This is a genomic window from Bacillus sp. JJ1609 (assembly GCF_036967045.1).
Lineage (GTDB): Bacteria > Bacillota > Bacilli > Bacillales > Cytobacillaceae > Mesobacillus.
The window spans coordinates 141,839-160,259 of sequence record NZ_JBALSS010000005.1 but is presented as its reverse complement, the minus strand read 5'-3'; the positions used below and the strand labels follow the sequence as shown (position 1 = coordinate 160,259).

Genomic DNA, 18,421 nt, shown 5'->3' with positions numbered 1-18,421 from the left:
ATCTATGCTTATGAATTTCGTGTCTTAAAAAGCAGGTAAATAAAATAAGGTGCTCCAATACTCGCTGTAAAAACTCCTGCAGGAACTTCTAGAGGAGAGAACATCGTCCGCCCGATCAGATCCGCCAGCATGACAAGAATTCCGCCGATTAATGCGGATACCGGCAGCAGAGCCCCAAAAGCAGAGCCAACAAGCCTCCTTGCCATATGCGGAGCCATCAATCCAACAAATCCGATTCCTCCGGCAAAAGCAACAGAGCTTGCTACTAAACCAGTACTGACAAGCAATAGGACAAATCGCTGCCGCTGGACATGCCCGCCTACACCAGTCGCAATTTCCTCGCCAAGCTCCTGGACATTCACATTTCTTGAAAGGATAAAGGCAATTGAAACCAAAATCAACGTCCACGGAACCAGCACCCAAACATTACCCCATGTAGAACCGTGTACAGTACCTGTAATCCAAATATTCGCCTGGCTGGCCCGATAAATAGGCCCCATGAGCATCATAAGTGTTGTCAGTGCCTGCATCATCGCAGATATACCTATACCGATCAAAACCAGCCGGACAGGTGATACCCCATTTTTCCAGGAAAGAAAGTAGACTAGAAAAGCAATGAGTGTCGCACCGATAAACGCCGATACAGGCATCCATTTTATACTTACTGTCAAAGCATTGTTCTCATCACTGAAATACGCTAAAAATCCGACGACAGCTACCGATGCTCCGCCAGTTATTCCGATAATATCAGGTGAAGCGAGAGGGTTCCTGATCATCCCCTGCAACAGTCCACCAGCCACAGCAAGGCCCACTCCCACCATTAAAGCGACTATTATTCTTGGAAGACGGAATGATTGAACCACCAACCTTTCCATATCACTTCCCCCGCCAAAGAATACTTGAATAACATTAAAAGGGCTTATTGCCATATCACCCAAGCCGGTACTGATGATGAATACTCCAAATGACAAGGTCAGTAATCCCAGGAATATCGCCGCAGCTTTTTTATCGATTAAAAAAGATATTTTACCTTTTAACAGTCTCAAACTTTTATATTGACTCATTTACCATTGAACCCCTTTCTCGCAATGTAAATGAAAAATGGAGTTCCAATCATTGCAGTCATGACTCCTACGGGAATTTCCTGAGGCATCAAAATATAACGTGCTGCTATATCAGCTGCCAGAAGGAGCATTCCACCGAAAATCCCTGCAAACGGAATGACCCAGCGGTGGTCAATACCAACGACGGCTCTTGTCAAATGTGGAATGACAATCCCGATAAAACCGATTGGACCAGCAACAGCAACGGCACCGCCAGATAAAAGAACGATGATGATCCCGGCAGCTATTTTAACAACACCTGTATTCAGTCCAAGGCCTTTAGCCACATCATCTCCCATGGACAATACGTTCATTTTAGAAGAAATCAAAATCGAAGCCGCCCAGCCAATCCCTAAATAAGGCATAACACCAGCAAGGGTCTCAAGCTTCCGGCCCTGTACTGAGCCTGCCAGCCAATAAAGCACTTGCTCAAGAGCAGCCTCGTTAAGAACCAACAACCCTTGTGTAAAAGAAGAAAACATTGCTGTCATCGCCGCTCCGGCCAGTGTCAATTTCATAGGCGTCAGACCTTCGCGACCAGCTGAGCCGATTACATAAACACTAACAGCAGCAACCGCAGCTCCCAGGAATGAAATCCAGGCAAAAGCCTGCAGGCTGCCAACTGAAAAAATCGTAACGGCAACGACCACCGCAAAACCTGCCCCCGCATTCACACCAAAGATTCCAGGGGAAGCAAGCGGGTTTTTAGTCAGGGTTTGCATCAACACTCCTGCAATCGCCAGGCTTACCCCAACAGCAGCGGCAATTAAGGCGCGTGGCAGCCTAACCGACTGGATAATAATATGTTCATTTGATCCATTGTAGCTTGTAAAGGCTTTAATGGCTGTTCCCCATGATGTTTCGGTATACCCATACACAATGCTCGCGCATATTAGAAATAGAATAATTAGGATTGCAATTAATAGGCCAGCCCATCTATGGCCAGTGGTTTTAAGCAGCATAGTTCTATTACCTTTCTAAAAAAAAGTTTCTAATTATGTTTGACTTTATATGATACGAGAATCCATTTCATTAAAATGTCAGTGAGTTTCATAAAATCGTGACTGATTATGAAAATCATTATCAATTAAGTATTGACACATACGATATAGTCATTTTATCATAAAGGAGTGCTAATTGAAAACGATTATCATTAACATTTAGGAGGAAATACATATGAAGTTGTCTAAGTTCATGCTATCCCTTATTACGATCTTCACTGTACTGCTTTTGGCAGCCTGCGGCGGTACTGAGGATAAAGAAAAGGATACAGCTGAAAAACCAAATGAAAAAGAAGAAAGTTACACAGTCGAACATGCAATGGGCACCACCACTTTAAAGAAAACGCCAGAAAAAGTCGTTATCCTTACAAATGAAGGAACGGAAGCACTTCTTGCACTTGGCGTAACTCCAGTTGGTGCAGTCCAATCTTGGACTGGCGACCCTTGGTATGACCACATCGCAGAAGAAATGAAGGATGTAAAAGTTGTTGGAGTTGAAAGCCAGGTAAACGTCGAAGCAATTGCTGCTTTAAAACCAGACCTAATCATCGGTAATAAAATGCGTCAGGAAGATATTTACGAGCAATTAAGTGCGATCGCTCCAACTGTTTTTGCTGAAGACCTGCGCGGTAACTGGAAGAATAACTTTGAACTTTATGCAAAAGCAGTGAACAAGGAAGAAAAGGGCAAGGAAATTATTGCAGCCTATGATCAGAGAATTGAAGACCTGAAAGCTAAGTTAGGAGACAAAGTGAATATGGAGGTTTCCATGGTCCGTTTCATGGCTGGGGATGTCCGTATTTATCATAAAGACTCATTCTCTGGAGTCATCCTTGAACAAATTGGATTTGCCCGTCCTGAAAGCCAGAACATGGATGATTTTGCCGAAAAAGGGGTAACACAAGAACGAATTCCAGCAATGGACGGAGATATCCTCTTCTACTTCACGTATGACGAAGGAGACGGCAAAGCAACAGAGGTTGAAAAAGAGTGGATCGAAAACCCATTATTCAAAAACCTTGAGGTAGCCAAAAAGGGTGAAGTCCATAAGGTAGATGACGCAGTCTGGAATACAGCTGGAGGCGTTAAAGCAGCCAACCTGATGCTTGATGATATTGAGAAGTATTTCTTAAAGTAACGGCGGTTCTTCTTATCACTAAATAGAACGATTCCTCATTACAAGATTAATTGAGTCACATCTAAGACTATAGACAAACTCGGTGAAAATCGAGCTTGTCTATAGTTTTTTGTATTTTGGTTGGAATGTAAAACGGGGCTGTTGATTTCCATTCCAGGCGCTTCGCTTTTCGCGGGGCTGGCGGTGAGCCCGCAGGAGTCTGCGCGCCTTCCCACTCCAATCAACAGGTTTTCCTAACTTAATATGGAACGATATCAAAGCATATTCAAAATAGACTAATGTATAGCACATACCCGCAATCTTTTGCGGGTTTTTTCTTTTTTTTCATAAACATGCCATTTTCGGAAAGAATAAATTTAAATCCAGAATGGCGGAGATTTCAATGAGACAGTTATTTCGAAAAAATCGCATGAAAGAACTTGAGAAAGAAGCAATTAAACAAGATACCCATGGCGATAATGGTCAAGAACAAGACAATTACCTGAACGATCATGGATGGGAGCTCTTGTTTAAAAAGTCTCATGACTTCAAGAAAACGTTTTACGTGAACCAAAAGAGTGGGAAAAAGTTTTGTTTTTCCTTTATGACTACTTTAATAGATGAAAGTCTTCTGCAAAACAACGCCCTTCCCTATCTATTACAAGGAGATTTTAGAGATATTGAGGATGTTAAAAAGCTGATTCCGATTGCCGATGTACAGGTTTCCGAGAAAAACGAGGATATTGAGAAAAAGCTTTTTAATGGGTATGTCATGCTCACATTAGAAGATGAAGAAAAGCGATTTGCCTTCATCGCTGCACAAAAAGAAGTGGTAAGAGCTGTTGCCCAGCCAGAGGTCGAGTTCAGCGTTATTGGTCCAAAGGAATCCTTTGTTGAATCCATTGACCAAAACCTTAACCTTATTCGCAAGAGGGTACCGGTAAAAGAGCTGATTATTGAAAACTATACAGTTGGGACTCTCTCTCATAGCGGTGTAGCCATTCTTTATATCGATGGCATAACCAATACCGACAATGTAGACACAGTAAGGCAAAGGATCAAAGAGATAGAATTTGATGAAATCACCGATAGTTCGTATATCGTGCAATTAATATCAGATAATGAAAATTCTCCGTTTCCACAATTGCTGGATACGGAAAGGCCAGACCGTGTCGCCGCAATTCTCGCTGAAGGTAAAGTAGCCATACTTGTTGATGGCTCACCTCATGCCTTGATTGGTCCGACTACACTTGTGGAATTCTTCGGTTCATTCGAAGATTATTTTTTAAACTATCTACTTTCTTCCTTTTTCCGGTTGGTCCGTTTATTCGCGGTAGCCTTCTCAATTTTGATTACACCTATTTATGTAGCAACGCTTTCCTATCACTATGAGCTGATTCCAAAGGATCTGCTCAGTACTTTGATTACATCGAGGAGAGAAATTCCTCTTCCTCCTATTCTGGAAGCACTGTTTCTTGAGTTAACGATTGAGCTTTTGCGCGAGGCTGGGGCCAGACTTCCTACCAAGGTCGGCCAGACGATCGGTATCGTAGGCGGTATCGTTATTGGAACAGCCTCAGTAGAAGCAGGCTTGACCAGTAATGTACTGCTGATCATTGTTGCATTGGCTGCGCTTGCATCCTTTACAACGCCGGTATATCGAATGGGCAATACGATCAGGCTCTTACGTTTTCCTTTTCTATTCTTTGCGGAACTATGGGGCTTGTTAGGAATCGTTACTTCATTCGCGTTTTTATTGACACACTTATTGCGGCTTACTTCACTAGGCCGGCCATTCCTGGAACCTTTATATCCGCCACGGGTTACAGATTTCAAGGATGCGATTATTCGATTGCCTTTTAAGAAACAGTCAAAGCGGCCACAATTTCTAAGAACAGAAAACCCTGTACGCTTCAGTGAGAAAAAAGCAAAAGAAAAGAAGGACATCGATGAATGAGGATTGGAGGTTTTGTGAATTATGATGCAGCAGCCTGTTCCTGAAAGATTGCAAATATCGCCGTTTCTCGTTCTGTATTTAATCATGTCCATGCAAATCGGAATTGGAGTCCTTGGATATCAGCGGATTATAGCCGAGTCTGCTGGCTATGATGCCTGGATCTCGGTTCTTGGAGCTGGATTAAGCATTCACATCATTATTTGGATGATCTATAAAATCTGCGGAACGGTCGAGGGCGATATCGTTACCGCCAATGCCTATGTGTTCGGAAAAAAAATCGGCAATCTGGTGAGCACCCTCTTCATTTTCTATTTGATTATTTTTGCTTTAGCCGTCCTCAGGACCTTTATAGAAGTCATACAGGTGTGGATGTTCCCTGAATTGAAGATCTTTTGGTTTAGTTTAGTATTTTTACTTCTATCCGTTTACATTGTATTTGGCGGTTTCAGGACAGTTACCGGAATAGCCTTTTTCTGTATTGTCCTTCCAAGCTATTTATTGCTGACTTTTAGTTTTGCATTAAAATTTGCCGATTTCAGGAACCTATTTCCAGTTTTTGACCACTCTGTGAAGGATTTGGTTACTAGTGCATATAAAATGTCGCTTACTTACATCGGGTTTGAAATACCCATCTTTTTCTATCCATTTATAAAGGATGCACCAAAATCCCAGAAATGGGCACACCTGGGCGTCTTTCTGACAACGATAATTTATACAATCCTAGCAATCATTACCTTTTCCTATTTTTCCGAGGCACAGCTCGCAAAATCCATCTGGGCCACACTGGAAATGTGGAAAATCGTGAGCATGCCTTTTGTTGAAAGATTTGAATACATCGGCATTGCCAACTGGAACTTAATTATCCTCCCGAATATCTGTATCTCTCTTTGGGCATCAAGCATGATTTTAAAAAGAGCTTTTAAGCTTCGTCAGCGAAAAGGGGTTGTGATCGTGGCGATCCTTTGCTTAATCGCTATTAACTTTTTCGATACACGGGCAAAAATAAATCTTTTAAATGATTGGACTGGAAGAATAGGCTTTGGAGTTACGTACCTTTATATTCCTTTTTTGTTTATAGCCACCAAGATCGCCAAGAAGGTGAAAAGTAAAAATGAAAGCTAAGAATTTTATCCCTTTCTTTGCTCTTTCCATACTCTTGACAGGATGTGTGGAAAAAGAAATTATCGATGACGTCAATATTGAAATGGGCATTGGTTACGATATGAACGGACAAAAAGAGATTGAAGGTACCGTAATGATCCCAGTTTTCAAGCCTGATAAAAACATTGGTAATTTTACATTTTCAGCTAAAGCCACTAGCAACAGAGATTTGATGCAAGAAATCCAGCGTAAATCTGCCCAGCCGGTAGTGACAGGATCACTTGAAATCGCTGTCTTTGGCGATGAAATGGCCAAGAGTGGAATCATTGAATTAATTGATTCATTTGAGCGCGACCCAAGTATCGGCGCCAGGATTTATCTTGCTGTCGGGGAGTCGAATGCCAAAGACATACTATCTGGCACATATGGTAATAGGGGCAACGCTATTCATTTATCTGATTTGATTAAACATAATATAAAGGACCGCAATTTGCCTGAGACGAACCTCCATTTATTTTTATTCAATTTTTATCAGGAAGGAAAAGACCCATACTTGCCTATACTGAAAAAGGTTGAGCCTGATATAGTTGAGATCGTCGGGATGGCTCTCTTTAAACAAGGGCGAATGGTTCATACCATTCCTGCCGATGAAATGTTCTTTTTCAAATTATTGACGGATAAATTCAGCCAGGGAACCTTCAAAGTGACAATCGATAATGAACAGGCCGCTATTAGAGACCTTGGTTCCAAACATAAATTTAAAATTGAAAAGAGAAACCCTTATACCGTTACAATTGAAATTAAAATTGAAGGAATCATCCGAGAATATACAGGAAAAATATTATCGCCGGCAATTATTAAAAAAATCGAGAAAGAACTTGAAGAAGAAGTAAATGAACAATGTTCAGCAATGATTGCCGACTTTCAGGAGCATGGCATCGACCCTGTTGGTTTTGGCCATTTTATTAAGAGCAAAACAAGACGCTTTGATTTCAAAAAATGGGAAGATGACTACAAGAATATGACGGTGCACATTGATACCGATGTTGTCATAACTGAGGTAGGCATTGTTGAATAATCAAAGAGCAGGAATTAGATTCCTGCTCTTTTCTATGTGTTTGTTGAAAACATATATTTTTTATAGTGATAGCGGATTGAAAAGATCAGACTTACTGCCAGCATATTTCCCATTAACGAGCTGCCCCCGTAGCTGATGAAAGGCAGCGGGATACCCGTAATCGGAAGCAGGCCGATGGTCATGCCAATATTCTGGAATACATGGAAGGTGATCATGCTGATCACGCCTACACAGATGTAAGTGTAAAAATCATTTTTCGTCTCCATGCCGATTTTTGTGATCTGGTAGATTAGCAAGAAGAAAAGGCTGACTAAAATGCTTGCACCTACAAAGCCAAACTCTTCACCAATAATACTGAAGATAAAGTCAGTATGGCTTTCTGGTAGGTAAACTTCCCTTGTCCCATACCCCTTGCCTACTGTTTCACCAGAGCCGATTGCCAAAAGTGATCTCGTTAGCTGGAATCCGGTTGAGCTCTGGTAATTATAAGGATCGATCCAGGAATATATCCGTCCGAACTGGTATTCCTTTACTCCAAGGTATTTTTCTAGAATATCTGGCTTCCAGATAACAAAGTAAAAAATGATTGATATAAGCGTCATGCCTGTACCAAAAATCGGCACAAGCAGCTTCCATGTAATGCCGGAGATAAAAATCATGCCAAGCATGATGGCAATGTATACGAGTGACGTCCCAAGATCGGGCTGCTGCATGACGAGCATGAGCGGAATCATCGTCACAAAACCAATCTTAAGCAACAAGAAAAAGTCTGTTTGAATCGTTTTCAGGCGATATTTTTGATGATGGTCGACAATTACCCTGGCAAGCGCAAGGACAATGAACACCTTCACTAATTCAGAAGGCTGGAGCGTCCCCATAGCCGGAACCTTATACCAGCTCTTTGCTCCATTGATCACAGGAGCGATGCTTGCTGGTGCAACAATCAAGCCAGCCAGCAGCACAAGCCCAAAGCCATAGGCGTACCAGCTCAGCTTCTGCAGCTGATCAGAATCCAGTGTGATGACCGCCGCAATGATGCCAGCCCCAATCGTATACCAGATGATTTGCTTGAATAAGAAGTTTTCAGAACCATACTGCCCTGTCGTCTGGGCACTATATATGGCAATACAACTCGACAGAAATAACAATATTAATATCGTGACCAGCCCGTAATCGAGCCGGGAATTATTTTTTTGATTAGAAGTCATGGTTATTCCCCTTTAATGAAGGACTGTACAATACTTCATTATATTTTTTTCGACAATAAATCACAACTTCTTCGCATTAATTGGTTATTATTACACATACCATTTAAAAGCTGAAATAACTTTGCAGGCTATACTATTCCTTGTTCCTGCCATGCCTGATGGCTATTTCTTCCTGCCAGAAGGCAAAAATCTATACTGGGTCCATTTTCACAAAGAATTTGATTATGCTTCCTTTTCCATCCCCCCATTGAAATACCGGCTTTGGATATCGTTTATCATCCATTCCAAATTATTTGGAACCTGTGGCAGCTGGTAGCCAATGAAAAGGGGCGTAGTTACAAATCTTGGGACAACCTTGCAGATCATTTTCCCATTCAAGCTGTAAAAAAACAGATTGTAGCTGCTGCATTTATATGGGTAGGAATTCATGATGTAATGCACCACAGTTTGGATAAAGGATGCGAATGTTGCGGAAGGTCTGCCGTGATCCATACTGATGTTAAATTCATAAAAACCAACTTTGGGGCGGTCAGATAGATTCAGCTGCACTCCCTCGTCTTCTTGGATTACAGGACCACTAAAATCTGCTTCGCCAATTTTATCATGGTAATCCAAGTCATAGAGACCAACGATTTGCATATGAGAATGCGCAATCGTACCTCCTGAAAGCGGTCCATGGTTTTTAAAAAGAATGACCGAACGAAAATCCCCCGATGCTTCCATCCTCATCCAATGTCGAATCGCAAAGTCCAGGAGCCTATTTAAATGATCTGCTGAATACTGCGAGAACTCTTCGTCACAAACATCGGTTTCGACCAATACCGTCTGGAAAGCATTTTCCAGGACAGGAAACTTATTTTTCAACAACAGAATCGGCCCTTCTTCATCGATGATCCCCGTCAGTTCATCTCTGGCACAAAATGGACAGCTCTGGTTTTTATTGCGGATATTCTCTGGCTTCTGCACACCGATCGATGTATTGAAAAACAAATGCGTATTATTGTTCATTTCCCCCACCTGCTTATCATATCGTTTTCTACTATTGTATTAGAAATTACAGGAAATATCGATTTTTTATCACTGCATCAAAATTTGAGGGCATAGCCAAGGAAGGTGACTCATAGCCTTGTAGTGGACAAAGTCTTTGTGTATTACTTTTTTGGAGCATTGTTGATGTTTAATCAGATGAAGGATTTTACGATTTTCTATCTGATCACTTATAAGTTGATATATGGAAATGGTATGAATAAGGAATATGTGATCTTTGGCAAACCTAAATTTTTTGAAAAGTGAGGATTTCTGTATGCTATCAAAACTTGAAGCGTTTATATTAGGGCTGATTCAGGGGCTGACTGAGTTTTTGCCAATTAGCAGCACTGGACATCTTTATCTTGGCAGGAACCTGTTTGGGCTGGAAGAAGCCGGCCTCCTTCTCGACACGATGCTCCATGTAGGAACGCTGCTGGCTGTATTTGTTTTTTACAAAAGTGAATTCATCAAGATCTTGAAGAATCCATTTGGCAAACTGACCTTCCTTCTTGTGGTTGGGACGCTACCTGCAGTCGTGGTGGGGCTATTGTTTGAGGATTACTTTGATGAAATATCGAAAACTGGCGTGACGATTGGCTGGGAATTCCTTATTACCGGAGCTTTCTTATGGTTCGCTGATTCGATTAAAAATGGCCGCAAGAAAATGGTAGACATCACTTACAAGGATGCTCTGATTATCGGAACCTTCCAGGCTGCTGCAATCTTTCCAGCGATTTCTCGTTCAGGCTTAACGATTGTGGCTGCGTTATGGAGAAAGCTTGACCGTGAAACAGCTGCCTATTTCTCCTTCCTGCTTTCCACCCCAGCGATTTTAGGAGGCATTGTTCTCCAATCAAAGGATCTATTCAGCGGTGGCAGTGAGACCATTTCCCTCCAGGCTTTGCTCATCGGAATTCTCTCCTCCGCTATTTTCGGATATATAGCAGTGAAATGGATGATTGGCTATTTGAAAAGTCATTCATTGAAGCCTTTTGCCGTTTATGTCTCGCTAATAGGGATTGTCGTTTTGTATTTTCAATTCACAGGACAATTTTAGTTAAGCTGAACAAGATTTTGTTGAGGAGCAATTCTTTTTTGTTGTGATATGAGAAATAAGATTTAGTGAGAATTTGATTTTATTGGCGAAATTACATGATATATTGGCGAAAACACTCACTTATTGATGAATTGGAAATTCTAATAGTATTTTTCCAGTTTGAAAATCAGCAAAATAAATATTATATAAAAAAATGCACACCGCAAATGGTGTGCATTTTTTCTGTTAAATTTCTAGCAGCCGCCTTCGTTCCCCATCAGGACTAATCCTTCTCGGTACTCATCGTATTCCAGCGATAAACCCTCTGTATAGTCGACGATATGGGATTCAATCGCAACCTGAATGTCATTAATAACTGCTACATGATCATTTTCTTCCGGCTCTTCCAGAGCCAGACCAATCTGCGGGCCTCCTCAGCCATAGCCGCCGAAGTAGACGCGAATACCATTAGCTTTACGCTCTGCGAGAATATCTTTAAGAATGTCGCGCGCTTTATCTGAAATTTGCATTCTCCCGTTTCCTTTCTTCATTAAATCTGTCTATTGCCTAGTTTACCACGGTATGCATCAGAAATACACAATACTGCCCGGAGTATTTTAAGAAGGTTGAATTTGGAAAAAATGCATCATTCGCTAAAAATTTTCAATATTCTACCTAAATTGTGAACAGATTATGATAAACTGATGATAAAACTAAACAAAACTTAACAAAACCAAACAATTGTTACATCTATCTACTAAATATTCTATTATATTTAGATTATGAAGGAAAGGAGGGAAACTTTTGCAAATATACACTCCAGATGAAATCGCTTCCATGTTAAAAATCTCTAAACATACGGTTTACGAAATGATTAAGCGCGGCGATCTTGCTGCTTTTAAAGTCGGCAATAAAATGCGCATCGAAGAAAGCGAGTTTACCAGATTTAAAGAAAGCATGACAGCTCCAAATAAGCGGCAGACAGAGCCACAAAATACTGTCCAGCAGACAATCCAGCTTGCCGGGAGCCATGATTTCCTTGTCGAGCACCTTGTAAAATATACAGCTTCCGAAGGAACAGGACTGTCGATTACACCCTCATACATAGGCAGCCTTGAAGGATTGATGATGCTATACAGGGGCAGCGCTGACATCGCGGCGATCCACTTGCTCGACCCTGTATCACAGCAATACAACCTTCCCTTTATCCGGCAGTTGTTTGTCCATGAGCCGATTACAGTCATGAGATTAGCTTCGAGGGAACAGGGCTTGATTGTAGCAAAAGGAAATCCAAAGAAAATCAGCGGGATTAAAGATTTGACCCGGAAAGACGTCACCATTGTCAATCGGCAAAAAGGTGCTGGTACTCGCTTCCTGCTCGACTCCTTTTTAGCAGAAGAAAACCTGCAGCCCTCTGATGTGAAGGGTTATGATGATGAGGAATGGAACCATCTCGGAGCGGCTGCCCATGTAAGCAGGGGCACAGCTGATGCGGCTTTTGGCATCAAGTGTGCGGCAAGCCAGCTGGGATTGGATTTTATTCCATTAACAAAGGAACAATTTGACCTCGTTTTTCGATGGACACCGGATAACAAAAAAGCTCTGCAGCATTTGATCGACCTGATCCAATTTACTAATTTCAAAGAGAGCATCCTGGAGCTTGATGGCTATGATGCCGAAGATTTCGGAAAAATCATTATGGAAACCATTTAACGGAGGCATGAAAATGAAGTTCAAACATTTAATCTCACTTTTACTTGTACTTATGTTCGCTTTTATTACTGGCTGTTCTTCTACAAAAGAAACAGAACAAAAGTCAGCTGCTGTACCGGAAAAAACGGAAGAAGCTACTGACTTGATTCTTGCAACAACAACAAGCACGCAAGACAGCGGATTGCTTGATGTCTTGATTCCAGAATTCGAAAAGAATAACAAATACAATGTTAAAACCATTGCTGTAGGAACAGGACAGGCTTTGGAAATGGGAACACGCGGAGAAGCTGATGTCCTTCTTGTCCACGCTCCTGAAGCAGAACAAAAAATCGTTGACAGCGGCGATGCAATCAACCGCCAAAAAGTCATGTATAACGATTTTATCCTTGTTGGTCCTGCTGAGGATCCAGCTAAAGTAAAAGGACTGACTGTTCCGGAAGCTCTAAAGAAAATGATTGAATCGAAAGCAACATTCGTATCACGCGGTGACGATTCCGGAACACATAAAAAAGAGCTGGAGCTTTGGAAGAAGTCCTCACTTGATCCTAAAACCCTAGAAGCTGCCTATGTTGAAGCTGGACAAGGGATGGGTGCAACACTTCAGATTGCATCTGAGAAAAAGGGATACACTTTGACAGATCGTGCCACCTTCCTGGCTCAGCAAAAAAACATGCCTGATACAGCGATTTTAGTAGAAGATGACGAAAGCCTTCTAAATATTTATCACGTAATGCAGGTTAACAACGAAAAACATGATAAAGTGAATGCAGAAGGTGCAAAAGCATTTGTCGATTTTATGATCAATGATGACACTAAAAATCTAATTAAGGAATTCGGCGTGGACAAGTACGGAGAGCCACTCTTCTTCCTCTTTGAAGATTAATAACTAGAAAGAAAGCTGATTGCAGATGGAACTTTTATTAGAAGGATTACAAAAAGCGATAGAGATGATCCTGTCGGGTGACCGTGAGATCCTTGAAATCACGCTGCTTACTCTCAGGGTTTCGATAACGGCAGTCCTTATTAGCACACTGATCGGCCTGCCAGCTGGCATGTTGCTTGGACTTGCCAGTTTTCCAGGCAGGAGGTTTGTCCTTGCCTTGATCAATATAGGCATGGGCCTCCCTCCTGTCGTTGCAGGGCTTTGGATTACGCTTTTCCTGTGGCGGTCAGGCCCGCTTGGAGATCTTGCCTGGCTTTACACTCCAACTGCAATCATCATGGCCCAAATATTAGTTTCCCTGCCGATTGTCACCGCGTTAACTAGTACGGCTTTCCAGCAGATCAATCCAAAAATGATTTTGCAGGTAAAAGCATTAGGGGCGACAAAGCTTCAGCTCTATTGGATTTTAATGAAGGAGGTTAAGCTTGCCATCCTTGCGGCAATCATCGCCGGCTTCGGCAGAGTAATTGCCGAGGTGGGGGCAGCAATGATGGTCGGCGGCAACATTAGTGGCGAAACAAGGATATTGACAACCTCTATTGTTATGGAGGTATCGAAAGGCAATTTTGATATCGCAATTGCCTTATCATTCATCCTGATGACATTGGCATTCATCATTACTTTTTGCTTAACCTATTTACAGCAAAGGAAGCGGAGCCTATGACCCCTCTTATCACTGTTAAAAATATGGAGGCGAGAGCCGGAAAAAAAGTACTTCTTTCCATCCCTCATTTTGAGATTCAAGAGGGTGAAGTTCTAGGGATCATGGGCCCTAACGGAGCCGGGAAAAGTACATTCATAAAAGCTCTGTCACTTTTGGAGCAGCCTGCGCAGGGTGCGATCATTTTAAAAGACAAAGATATTACGAATGACCTGACAATTGAGATCAGGAGAAAGTTCGCTGTTGCTATGCAGCAGCCGCTCCTCCTTGATACAAATGTCTTTCAAAATGTGGCAATTGGACTGAAGCTGCGGAAGCTTCCCCGCCAGGAAATCAAAAATAAGGTTTCGCACTGGCTTGAAAAATTCCAGATTAGCCACCTTGCAAAAAAGCAGGCATTGCATCTTTCCGGAGGCGAAGCACAGCGCGTCAACCTTGCCAGGGCAATGGTGCTGGAGCCTGAGGTACTATTTCTGGATGAACCCTTCTCTGCCCTTGATTTTCCCACCAAGGTGCAATTATTGAAGGATATTAAATCCATCATCCAGCAGACAAAAACGACAACTGTCTTTGTCAGCCATGATCTTATGGAGCTAAAATATTTAGCCGATAAGCTGGCGATCTTGATGGATGGTGAACTAAAACAAAGCGGTCCGACAGAAGAAGTGCTGTCATCACCAAATCCTTCTGCGGCACCGTTTATAAATGAATGGAAAAGCCTTCTCAGTTAGTTTTTTTTGCAGCATGGTTACGGGAACCATGCTGTTTTTATATGTTTTAAAAAAGGAGATTCCATTGTTTTGTCAAATTGTTACTTTATAAAACTATTTAAAGGAGTCATCAACGATGGAACTGGATATGGATTTTACAACACATAAAAAAATGGCGATCGACTTATTTAACCTTACATGGGATCTAATTGAAAAAAAGGACCGGACGGAAGCTGAGAATGACACGATGATTTATGCAGCGAACGCTTCTCGTTATCATTGGGGAATTGTTGGGTCACCACTGAATTTTGCCAGAGGAGAATGGCAGCTTTCCAGAGTTTATGCGATTCTAGATAGAGCGGAACCAGCACTGCATCATGCAAATAAATCATTGATGCTTTGCCTTGAAAACGATTTGGGCGATTTTGACCTTGGTTTTGCTTATGAAGCATTGGCAAGGGCGAACGCTGTGAATGGCGATCTGGCTGAACAGGAACGAAATATTGAATTGGCACTTGAAACAGCTGAAAAAGTTGAAAAAGAAGAAAATAAAAACTGGCTATTGAAGAATATCGAAGCTGTCAGCACCGGTGTAATACCAGTTTAGATATTGAGGGGTGTTAAGATGAAATACGCTGTCATAACCGGAGCTTCTAGAGGCCTTGGCGCAGCTGTGGCCCAAAAATTATTGACTGAAGGCATACATGTCATTTCAGTTGCCAGACATGAGAACACTGAATTAAAGCAGGCTGCTGCAGAGGCTGGAACTGGGTACATGCATTTCGTATGTAACCTTGGTTTTGAAGAGCAAGTCCAGAATGTTTTTTCTGAGATTGCTGAGACCGTCTTCAAGGATGCAGAGCAGGTTTTTGTGATCAACAATGCAGGTGTGATTGAGCCGATTGAGGTAGCTGGAGAACTTGATTCATCACTGGTGATGACCAATGTTCAAGTCAATTTAAATGCACCGATCATGATTTGCAATCTTTTTTTACAAAAAGCTAAGAAGACTGCGGTCGAAACAGTCATTGCCAATGTAACTTCAGGTGCTGCAGAGCGGCCGATCCATGGCTGGAGCATCTATTGCAGCACGAAAGCAGCGATTAATATGTTCACGATGACAGCTGGGCTGGAACTCGAAAAGGCTGAAAGCAGCAGCAAAATCATCGCCTTTAGCCCGGGAATCATGGACACAGATATGCAGGCAACGATACGTTCTTCCTCGGAGGAAGCATTCGCCGAACTGGAGACATTCAAGAATTACAAAGAAAAAGGAAGTCTCCGCAGTCCCGAAATCGTGGCAGGAGCACTGGTAGAGCTGTTGCTTGGCAGTCATCTCGAAAACGGAAAAGTATATAAGGTAAATGACCTTCTATAATAAAAAGGAAAAGCGAAGGATCAAGAGTCCTTCGCTTTTCCCATGAACACAACACTTTATCGCTTCACCGCACCGGGGGTCAGACCCCCAACAGTTTAACGCGTCACTGTACCGGGGGTCTGACCCCCAGTGGTTTAATGCGTTAACTTGATAAATCCTTGTCTTTTGGCGGGTTGGATTGTTGTTGGGTTTCTTTATTGTTGGTCGGGATGTAAAATGGGATTTTCATTTCAACTAAAAGGTTGACTAGCTCTTTTTTTTCTTTTAAATTACTGAGCCCAATATTAAAGGCTGGGAATCCTGTTTTCAGATTTATTTTTGCCAGTCGCCTTTTGTTTTTAGGCAATGATTCTATATAGTCTGCTTCATTTTTTAAAATGATTCCAAGTAATTCATTATTATGGACTTCATATGGCAGCATGCCTTCTATGTCCTCCCATGGTATAAAGCCAGGTCCTGCTGTGCCCCTCACTGTCAGACCATCTTCACTGACCGTTACATTTGCCTCTTTTTGCAGAAAATTTTTTCCAAGTAAAAACAAGGACCAGATCAGCAATAAAATTACAGCACTGAAAAATACGATGACAGCACCATGTTCACCAGGGTCTGACAGCATATAAATTTCCGCCACAATAAAACCAATAATCAGCAAGACCAGTAAGGCTGTAAGCCCAAAACCCCTCGCCTTGGAAAAATAGAAATCTCTTTTCATTGTGCCCTCCTTCATATCACCCAATTTATTGTTAAATAAAATTCCATTATCCATTACATTAAATGAATTTGTTAAAATATTCAATTTCCTTAAATCTGCTCTGTTTCTGGATACTTTTTTGATATGCTCTTTTCGCAAGCTACTTGTATGAAGAATTACGCAGGAAATTCGCGAACTTCCCCAGCAAGCATAATGCTGAATGCAAAAAGAAATTTATGCGAAAACAGTTTTTTAGTATGATATTCTTAAGATTATTTGAGGAGTGGCTGGAATGGATCGTATTTCGATGAAAATTGGCGCAGTTTTCTTCATAACGATTTTGTTAGTGGAAGGGATATTATTTTATTTTCTTCATTCATCCATCATCCACTCCCGGATCGATGAGGAGCTTGCATCTTTGCAAACTCGCGGGAATAACCACCGCGACATCCTTGAAACCTCTTATCTTGAAGAAACAATCCACCATATCACTTCGATGGAATCGCGCACAGAAACGCATGTAGTGATTACGGATAGAAACGGTGAGATCGTTTCATCTTCGATTCCAGTTGACCGCACCATAACTGAAATCATCGAAAAATCACCCATGGACATTGCGCGAGACGGGCTGATCCTTGAAGATGATTGGCAGGACAAGAAATATATCGCCTCTGTTAGCCCACTTCATGATAATGGCGCTGTTTATATGTTTAAGAACACCCAGCGGGTCCAGGGACTGATTGCCAGGCTGAACAAGCATTTCTGGCTTGCCGGAATTTTGCTGCTTAGTTCGATGGCCATTATCACACTCTTCCTCTCCCGGTTCATCACAAAGCCGGTGATTAAAATGAATGAAGCGACTCTTAAAATCCGCAAGGGTGACTACTCTGTAGCTCTCCCCCGGCTTGGAAATGATGAATTGGGCGAGCTTGGAGAATCGATTCAGGTTCTAGCTGATGACCTGAACCATATCAAAAAGCAGCGGAACGAATTTTTGGCGAGTATTTCACATGAGCTTAGAACTCCGCTCACCTATATTAAGGGATATGCCGACATCGCCGGAAAAGACGGGACAGCTCCTGAAGACAGAAGCAAGTACTTGCAGATCATTCACGAAGAGGCTACAAAGCTGTCTGGGTTAATAAAAGGCTTATTCGACCTTGCCAAAATGGACGAAAACACTTTTACAATCAATAAAGAAAAACTGGAGCTTTGCACTTTTTTAAGAGGCATCCATACGAAGATTGAGCCCTCCTTTATCGATAAAAAAATTACGCTTAATTTCATATGCTATGGGGAAGTATATATCGAGGCTGATCCCATCCGCTTTGAACAAATCATCATAAACCTGCTTGATAATGCCCGAAAATATTCAGAAGCAGGGTCCACCACGACAATTGAGGTTTTTGAAAAAGACGAAAACATTCACCTACTCGTAAAAGATGTGGGAAAAGGAATCCCTGAAGAAGACGTTCCCTGGATTTTTGATCGTTTTTACCGTGTTGATAAATCGAGGTCAAAAGCACTTGGTGGATCAGGCCTGGGTCTGGCTATCGTAAAGGAACTTGTGGAAGCGCATGGAGGAAAAATCACATGCACAAGCCAACTGCATGCAGGGTCAACTTTCGAAATCATTCTTTAAGGCAATTTCCGCAAAACTTTGCAGCTATATCACGAAAACTTTACACGATTGTC

17 protein-coding genes are annotated in these 18,421 nt (G+C 41.9%); 12 read left to right on the top strand and 5 right to left on the bottom strand.

The window, feature by feature from the left end:
• Window positions 1-8 precede the first annotated feature (8 nt).
• Together V7654_RS04440 and V7654_RS04435 are read right to left on the bottom strand one after the other, a co-directional pair.
• Window positions 9-1,064 carry a FecCD family ABC transporter permease gene (locus V7654_RS04440; protein ID WP_335428795.1) on the bottom strand — a complete coding sequence of 352 codons (1,056 nt, stop codon included), beginning with the start codon at window positions 1,062-1,064 and terminating at the stop codon, window positions 9-11.
• Window positions 1,061-2,065: a FecCD family ABC transporter permease gene (locus V7654_RS04435; RefSeq protein ID WP_335428792.1), complete on the bottom strand. Its 1,005-nt coding sequence runs from the start codon at window positions 2,063-2,065 to the stop codon at window positions 1,061-1,063. The genes V7654_RS04440 and V7654_RS04435 overlap by 4 nt, the downstream gene beginning before the upstream one ends.
• Before the next feature lie 214 nt (window positions 2,066-2,279).
• Between V7654_RS04435 and V7654_RS04430 the strand changes: the two genes are divergently transcribed.
• The 4 genes from V7654_RS04430 (at window position 2,280) to V7654_RS04415 (ending at window position 7,357) form a co-directional block, all read left to right on the top strand.
• Window positions 2,280-3,242 carry an ABC transporter substrate-binding protein gene (locus tag V7654_RS04430; RefSeq protein WP_335428789.1) on the top strand — a complete coding sequence of 321 codons (963 nt, stop codon included), beginning with the start codon at window positions 2,280-2,282 and terminating at the stop codon, window positions 3,240-3,242.
• A 382-nt stretch (window positions 3,243-3,624) separates the two neighbouring features.
• On the top strand, window positions 3,625-5,178 hold the full coding sequence (locus tag V7654_RS04425) for a spore germination protein (RefSeq protein WP_335428788.1): 1,554 nt from the start codon (window positions 3,625-3,627) through the stop codon (window positions 5,176-5,178).
• A 21-nt stretch (window positions 5,179-5,199) separates the two neighbouring features.
• Window positions 5,200-6,300, top strand: a complete 1,101-nt coding sequence (locus V7654_RS04420) for a GerAB/ArcD/ProY family transporter (RefSeq protein ID WP_335428787.1) — start codon at window positions 5,200-5,202, stop codon at window positions 6,298-6,300.
• On the top strand, window positions 6,290-7,357 hold the full coding sequence (locus V7654_RS04415) for a Ger(x)C family spore germination protein (protein WP_335428785.1): 1,068 nt from the start codon (window positions 6,290-6,292) through the stop codon (window positions 7,355-7,357). Before V7654_RS04420 ends, V7654_RS04415 begins: the two co-directional genes overlap by 11 nt.
• A gap of 32 nt (window positions 7,358-7,389) precedes the next feature.
• Here the strand turns inward: V7654_RS04415 and V7654_RS04410 are convergent, their stop codons facing one another.
• The gene (locus V7654_RS04410; RefSeq protein WP_335428783.1) at window positions 7,390-8,565 is read right to left on the bottom strand and encodes an FtsW/RodA/SpoVE family cell cycle protein; all 1,176 of its coding nucleotides are present in this window, start codon (window positions 8,563-8,565) and stop codon (window positions 7,390-7,392) included.
• 222 nt (window positions 8,566-8,787) lie between these two features.
• Window positions 8,788-9,573 carry a DUF4931 domain-containing protein gene (locus tag V7654_RS04405; RefSeq protein WP_335428781.1) on the bottom strand — a complete coding sequence of 262 codons (786 nt, stop codon included), beginning with the start codon at window positions 9,571-9,573 and terminating at the stop codon, window positions 8,788-8,790.
• A gap of 295 nt (window positions 9,574-9,868) precedes the next feature.
• Between V7654_RS04405 and V7654_RS04400 the strand changes: the two genes are divergently transcribed.
• From V7654_RS04400 to V7654_RS04370, 7 genes are all read left to right on the top strand, one after another.
• Complete coding sequence (locus V7654_RS04400) at window positions 9,869-10,651, top strand: undecaprenyl-diphosphate phosphatase (RefSeq protein WP_335428780.1); 783 nt, start codon at window positions 9,869-9,871, stop codon at window positions 10,649-10,651.
• A 783-nt stretch (window positions 10,652-11,434) separates the two neighbouring features.
• Complete coding sequence (locus V7654_RS04395; RefSeq protein ID WP_335428778.1) at window positions 11,435-12,343, top strand: helix-turn-helix transcriptional regulator; 909 nt, start codon at window positions 11,435-11,437, stop codon at window positions 12,341-12,343.
• A 13-nt stretch (window positions 12,344-12,356) separates the two neighbouring features.
• Window positions 12,357-13,226, top strand: a complete 870-nt coding sequence (locus V7654_RS04390; RefSeq protein WP_335428776.1) for a substrate-binding domain-containing protein — start codon at window positions 12,357-12,359, stop codon at window positions 13,224-13,226.
• Between the two features lie 25 nt (window positions 13,227-13,251).
• Window positions 13,252-13,950: an ABC transporter permease gene (locus V7654_RS04385; protein WP_335428774.1), complete on the top strand. Its 699-nt coding sequence runs from the start codon at window positions 13,252-13,254 to the stop codon at window positions 13,948-13,950.
• Entirely contained in the window at window positions 13,947-14,678 is a 732-nt protein-coding gene (locus tag V7654_RS04380; RefSeq protein WP_335428772.1) for an ABC transporter ATP-binding protein, read from the top strand. The genes V7654_RS04385 and V7654_RS04380 overlap by 4 nt, the downstream gene beginning before the upstream one ends.
• 115 nt (window positions 14,679-14,793) lie before the next feature.
• On the top strand, window positions 14,794-15,264 hold the full coding sequence (locus V7654_RS04375; protein ID WP_335428771.1) for a hypothetical protein: 471 nt from the start codon (window positions 14,794-14,796) through the stop codon (window positions 15,262-15,264).
• Window positions 15,265-15,282: 18 nt separating this feature from the next.
• Window positions 15,283-16,035 carry a (S)-benzoin forming benzil reductase gene (locus V7654_RS04370; RefSeq protein ID WP_335428769.1) on the top strand — a complete coding sequence of 251 codons (753 nt, stop codon included), beginning with the start codon at window positions 15,283-15,285 and terminating at the stop codon, window positions 16,033-16,035.
• A 142-nt stretch (window positions 16,036-16,177) separates the two neighbouring features.
• On the opposite strand, the gene V7654_RS04365 is transcribed toward V7654_RS04370, so the two are convergent.
• On the bottom strand, window positions 16,178-16,747 hold the full coding sequence (locus tag V7654_RS04365; RefSeq protein ID WP_335428768.1) for a PH domain-containing protein: 570 nt from the start codon (window positions 16,745-16,747) through the stop codon (window positions 16,178-16,180).
• Between the two features lie 271 nt (window positions 16,748-17,018).
• Here V7654_RS04365 and V7654_RS04360 point away from each other — a divergent pair, with 271 nt between their 5' ends.
• Window positions 17,019-18,368, top strand: a complete 1,350-nt coding sequence (locus V7654_RS04360; protein WP_335428766.1) for a sensor histidine kinase — start codon at window positions 17,019-17,021, stop codon at window positions 18,366-18,368.
• Window positions 18,369-18,421 lie beyond the last annotated feature (53 nt).

Coding starts and splice junctions, on each gene's coding strand:
- V7654_RS04370 (WP_335428769.1), top strand. CDS start 15,283: ATGAAATACGCTGTCATAACCGGAGCTTCTAGAGGCCTTGGCGCAGCT.
- V7654_RS04375 (WP_335428771.1), top strand. CDS start 14,794: ATGGAACTGGATATGGATTTTACAACACATAAAAAAATGGCGATCGAC.
- V7654_RS04410 (WP_335428783.1), bottom strand. CDS start 8,565: ATGACTTCTAATCAAAAAAATAATTCCCGGCTCGATTACGGGCTGGTC.
- V7654_RS04385 (WP_335428774.1), top strand. CDS start 13,252: ATGGAACTTTTATTAGAAGGATTACAAAAAGCGATAGAGATGATCCTG.
- V7654_RS04425 (WP_335428788.1), top strand. CDS start 3,625: ATGAGACAGTTATTTCGAAAAAATCGCATGAAAGAACTTGAGAAAGAA.
- V7654_RS04420 (WP_335428787.1), top strand. CDS start 5,200: ATGATGCAGCAGCCTGTTCCTGAAAGATTGCAAATATCGCCGTTTCTC.
- V7654_RS04380 (WP_335428772.1), top strand. CDS start 13,947: ATGACCCCTCTTATCACTGTTAAAAATATGGAGGCGAGAGCCGGAAAA.
- V7654_RS04430 (WP_335428789.1), top strand. CDS start 2,280: ATGAAGTTGTCTAAGTTCATGCTATCCCTTATTACGATCTTCACTGTA.
- V7654_RS04405 (WP_335428781.1), bottom strand. CDS start 9,573: ATGAACAATAATACGCATTTGTTTTTCAATACATCGATCGGTGTGCAG.
- V7654_RS04400 (WP_335428780.1), top strand. CDS start 9,869: ATGCTATCAAAACTTGAAGCGTTTATATTAGGGCTGATTCAGGGGCTG.
- V7654_RS04360 (WP_335428766.1), top strand. CDS start 17,019: ATGGATCGTATTTCGATGAAAATTGGCGCAGTTTTCTTCATAACGATT.
- V7654_RS04415 (WP_335428785.1), top strand. CDS start 6,290: ATGAAAGCTAAGAATTTTATCCCTTTCTTTGCTCTTTCCATACTCTTG.
- V7654_RS04365 (WP_335428768.1), bottom strand. CDS start 16,747: ATGAAAAGAGATTTCTATTTTTCCAAGGCGAGGGGTTTTGGGCTTACA.
- V7654_RS04435 (WP_335428792.1), bottom strand. CDS start 2,065: ATGCTGCTTAAAACCACTGGCCATAGATGGGCTGGCCTATTAATTGCA.
- V7654_RS04440 (WP_335428795.1), bottom strand. CDS start 1,064: ATGAGTCAATATAAAAGTTTGAGACTGTTAAAAGGTAAAATATCTTTT.
- V7654_RS04390 (WP_335428776.1), top strand. CDS start 12,357: ATGAAGTTCAAACATTTAATCTCACTTTTACTTGTACTTATGTTCGCT.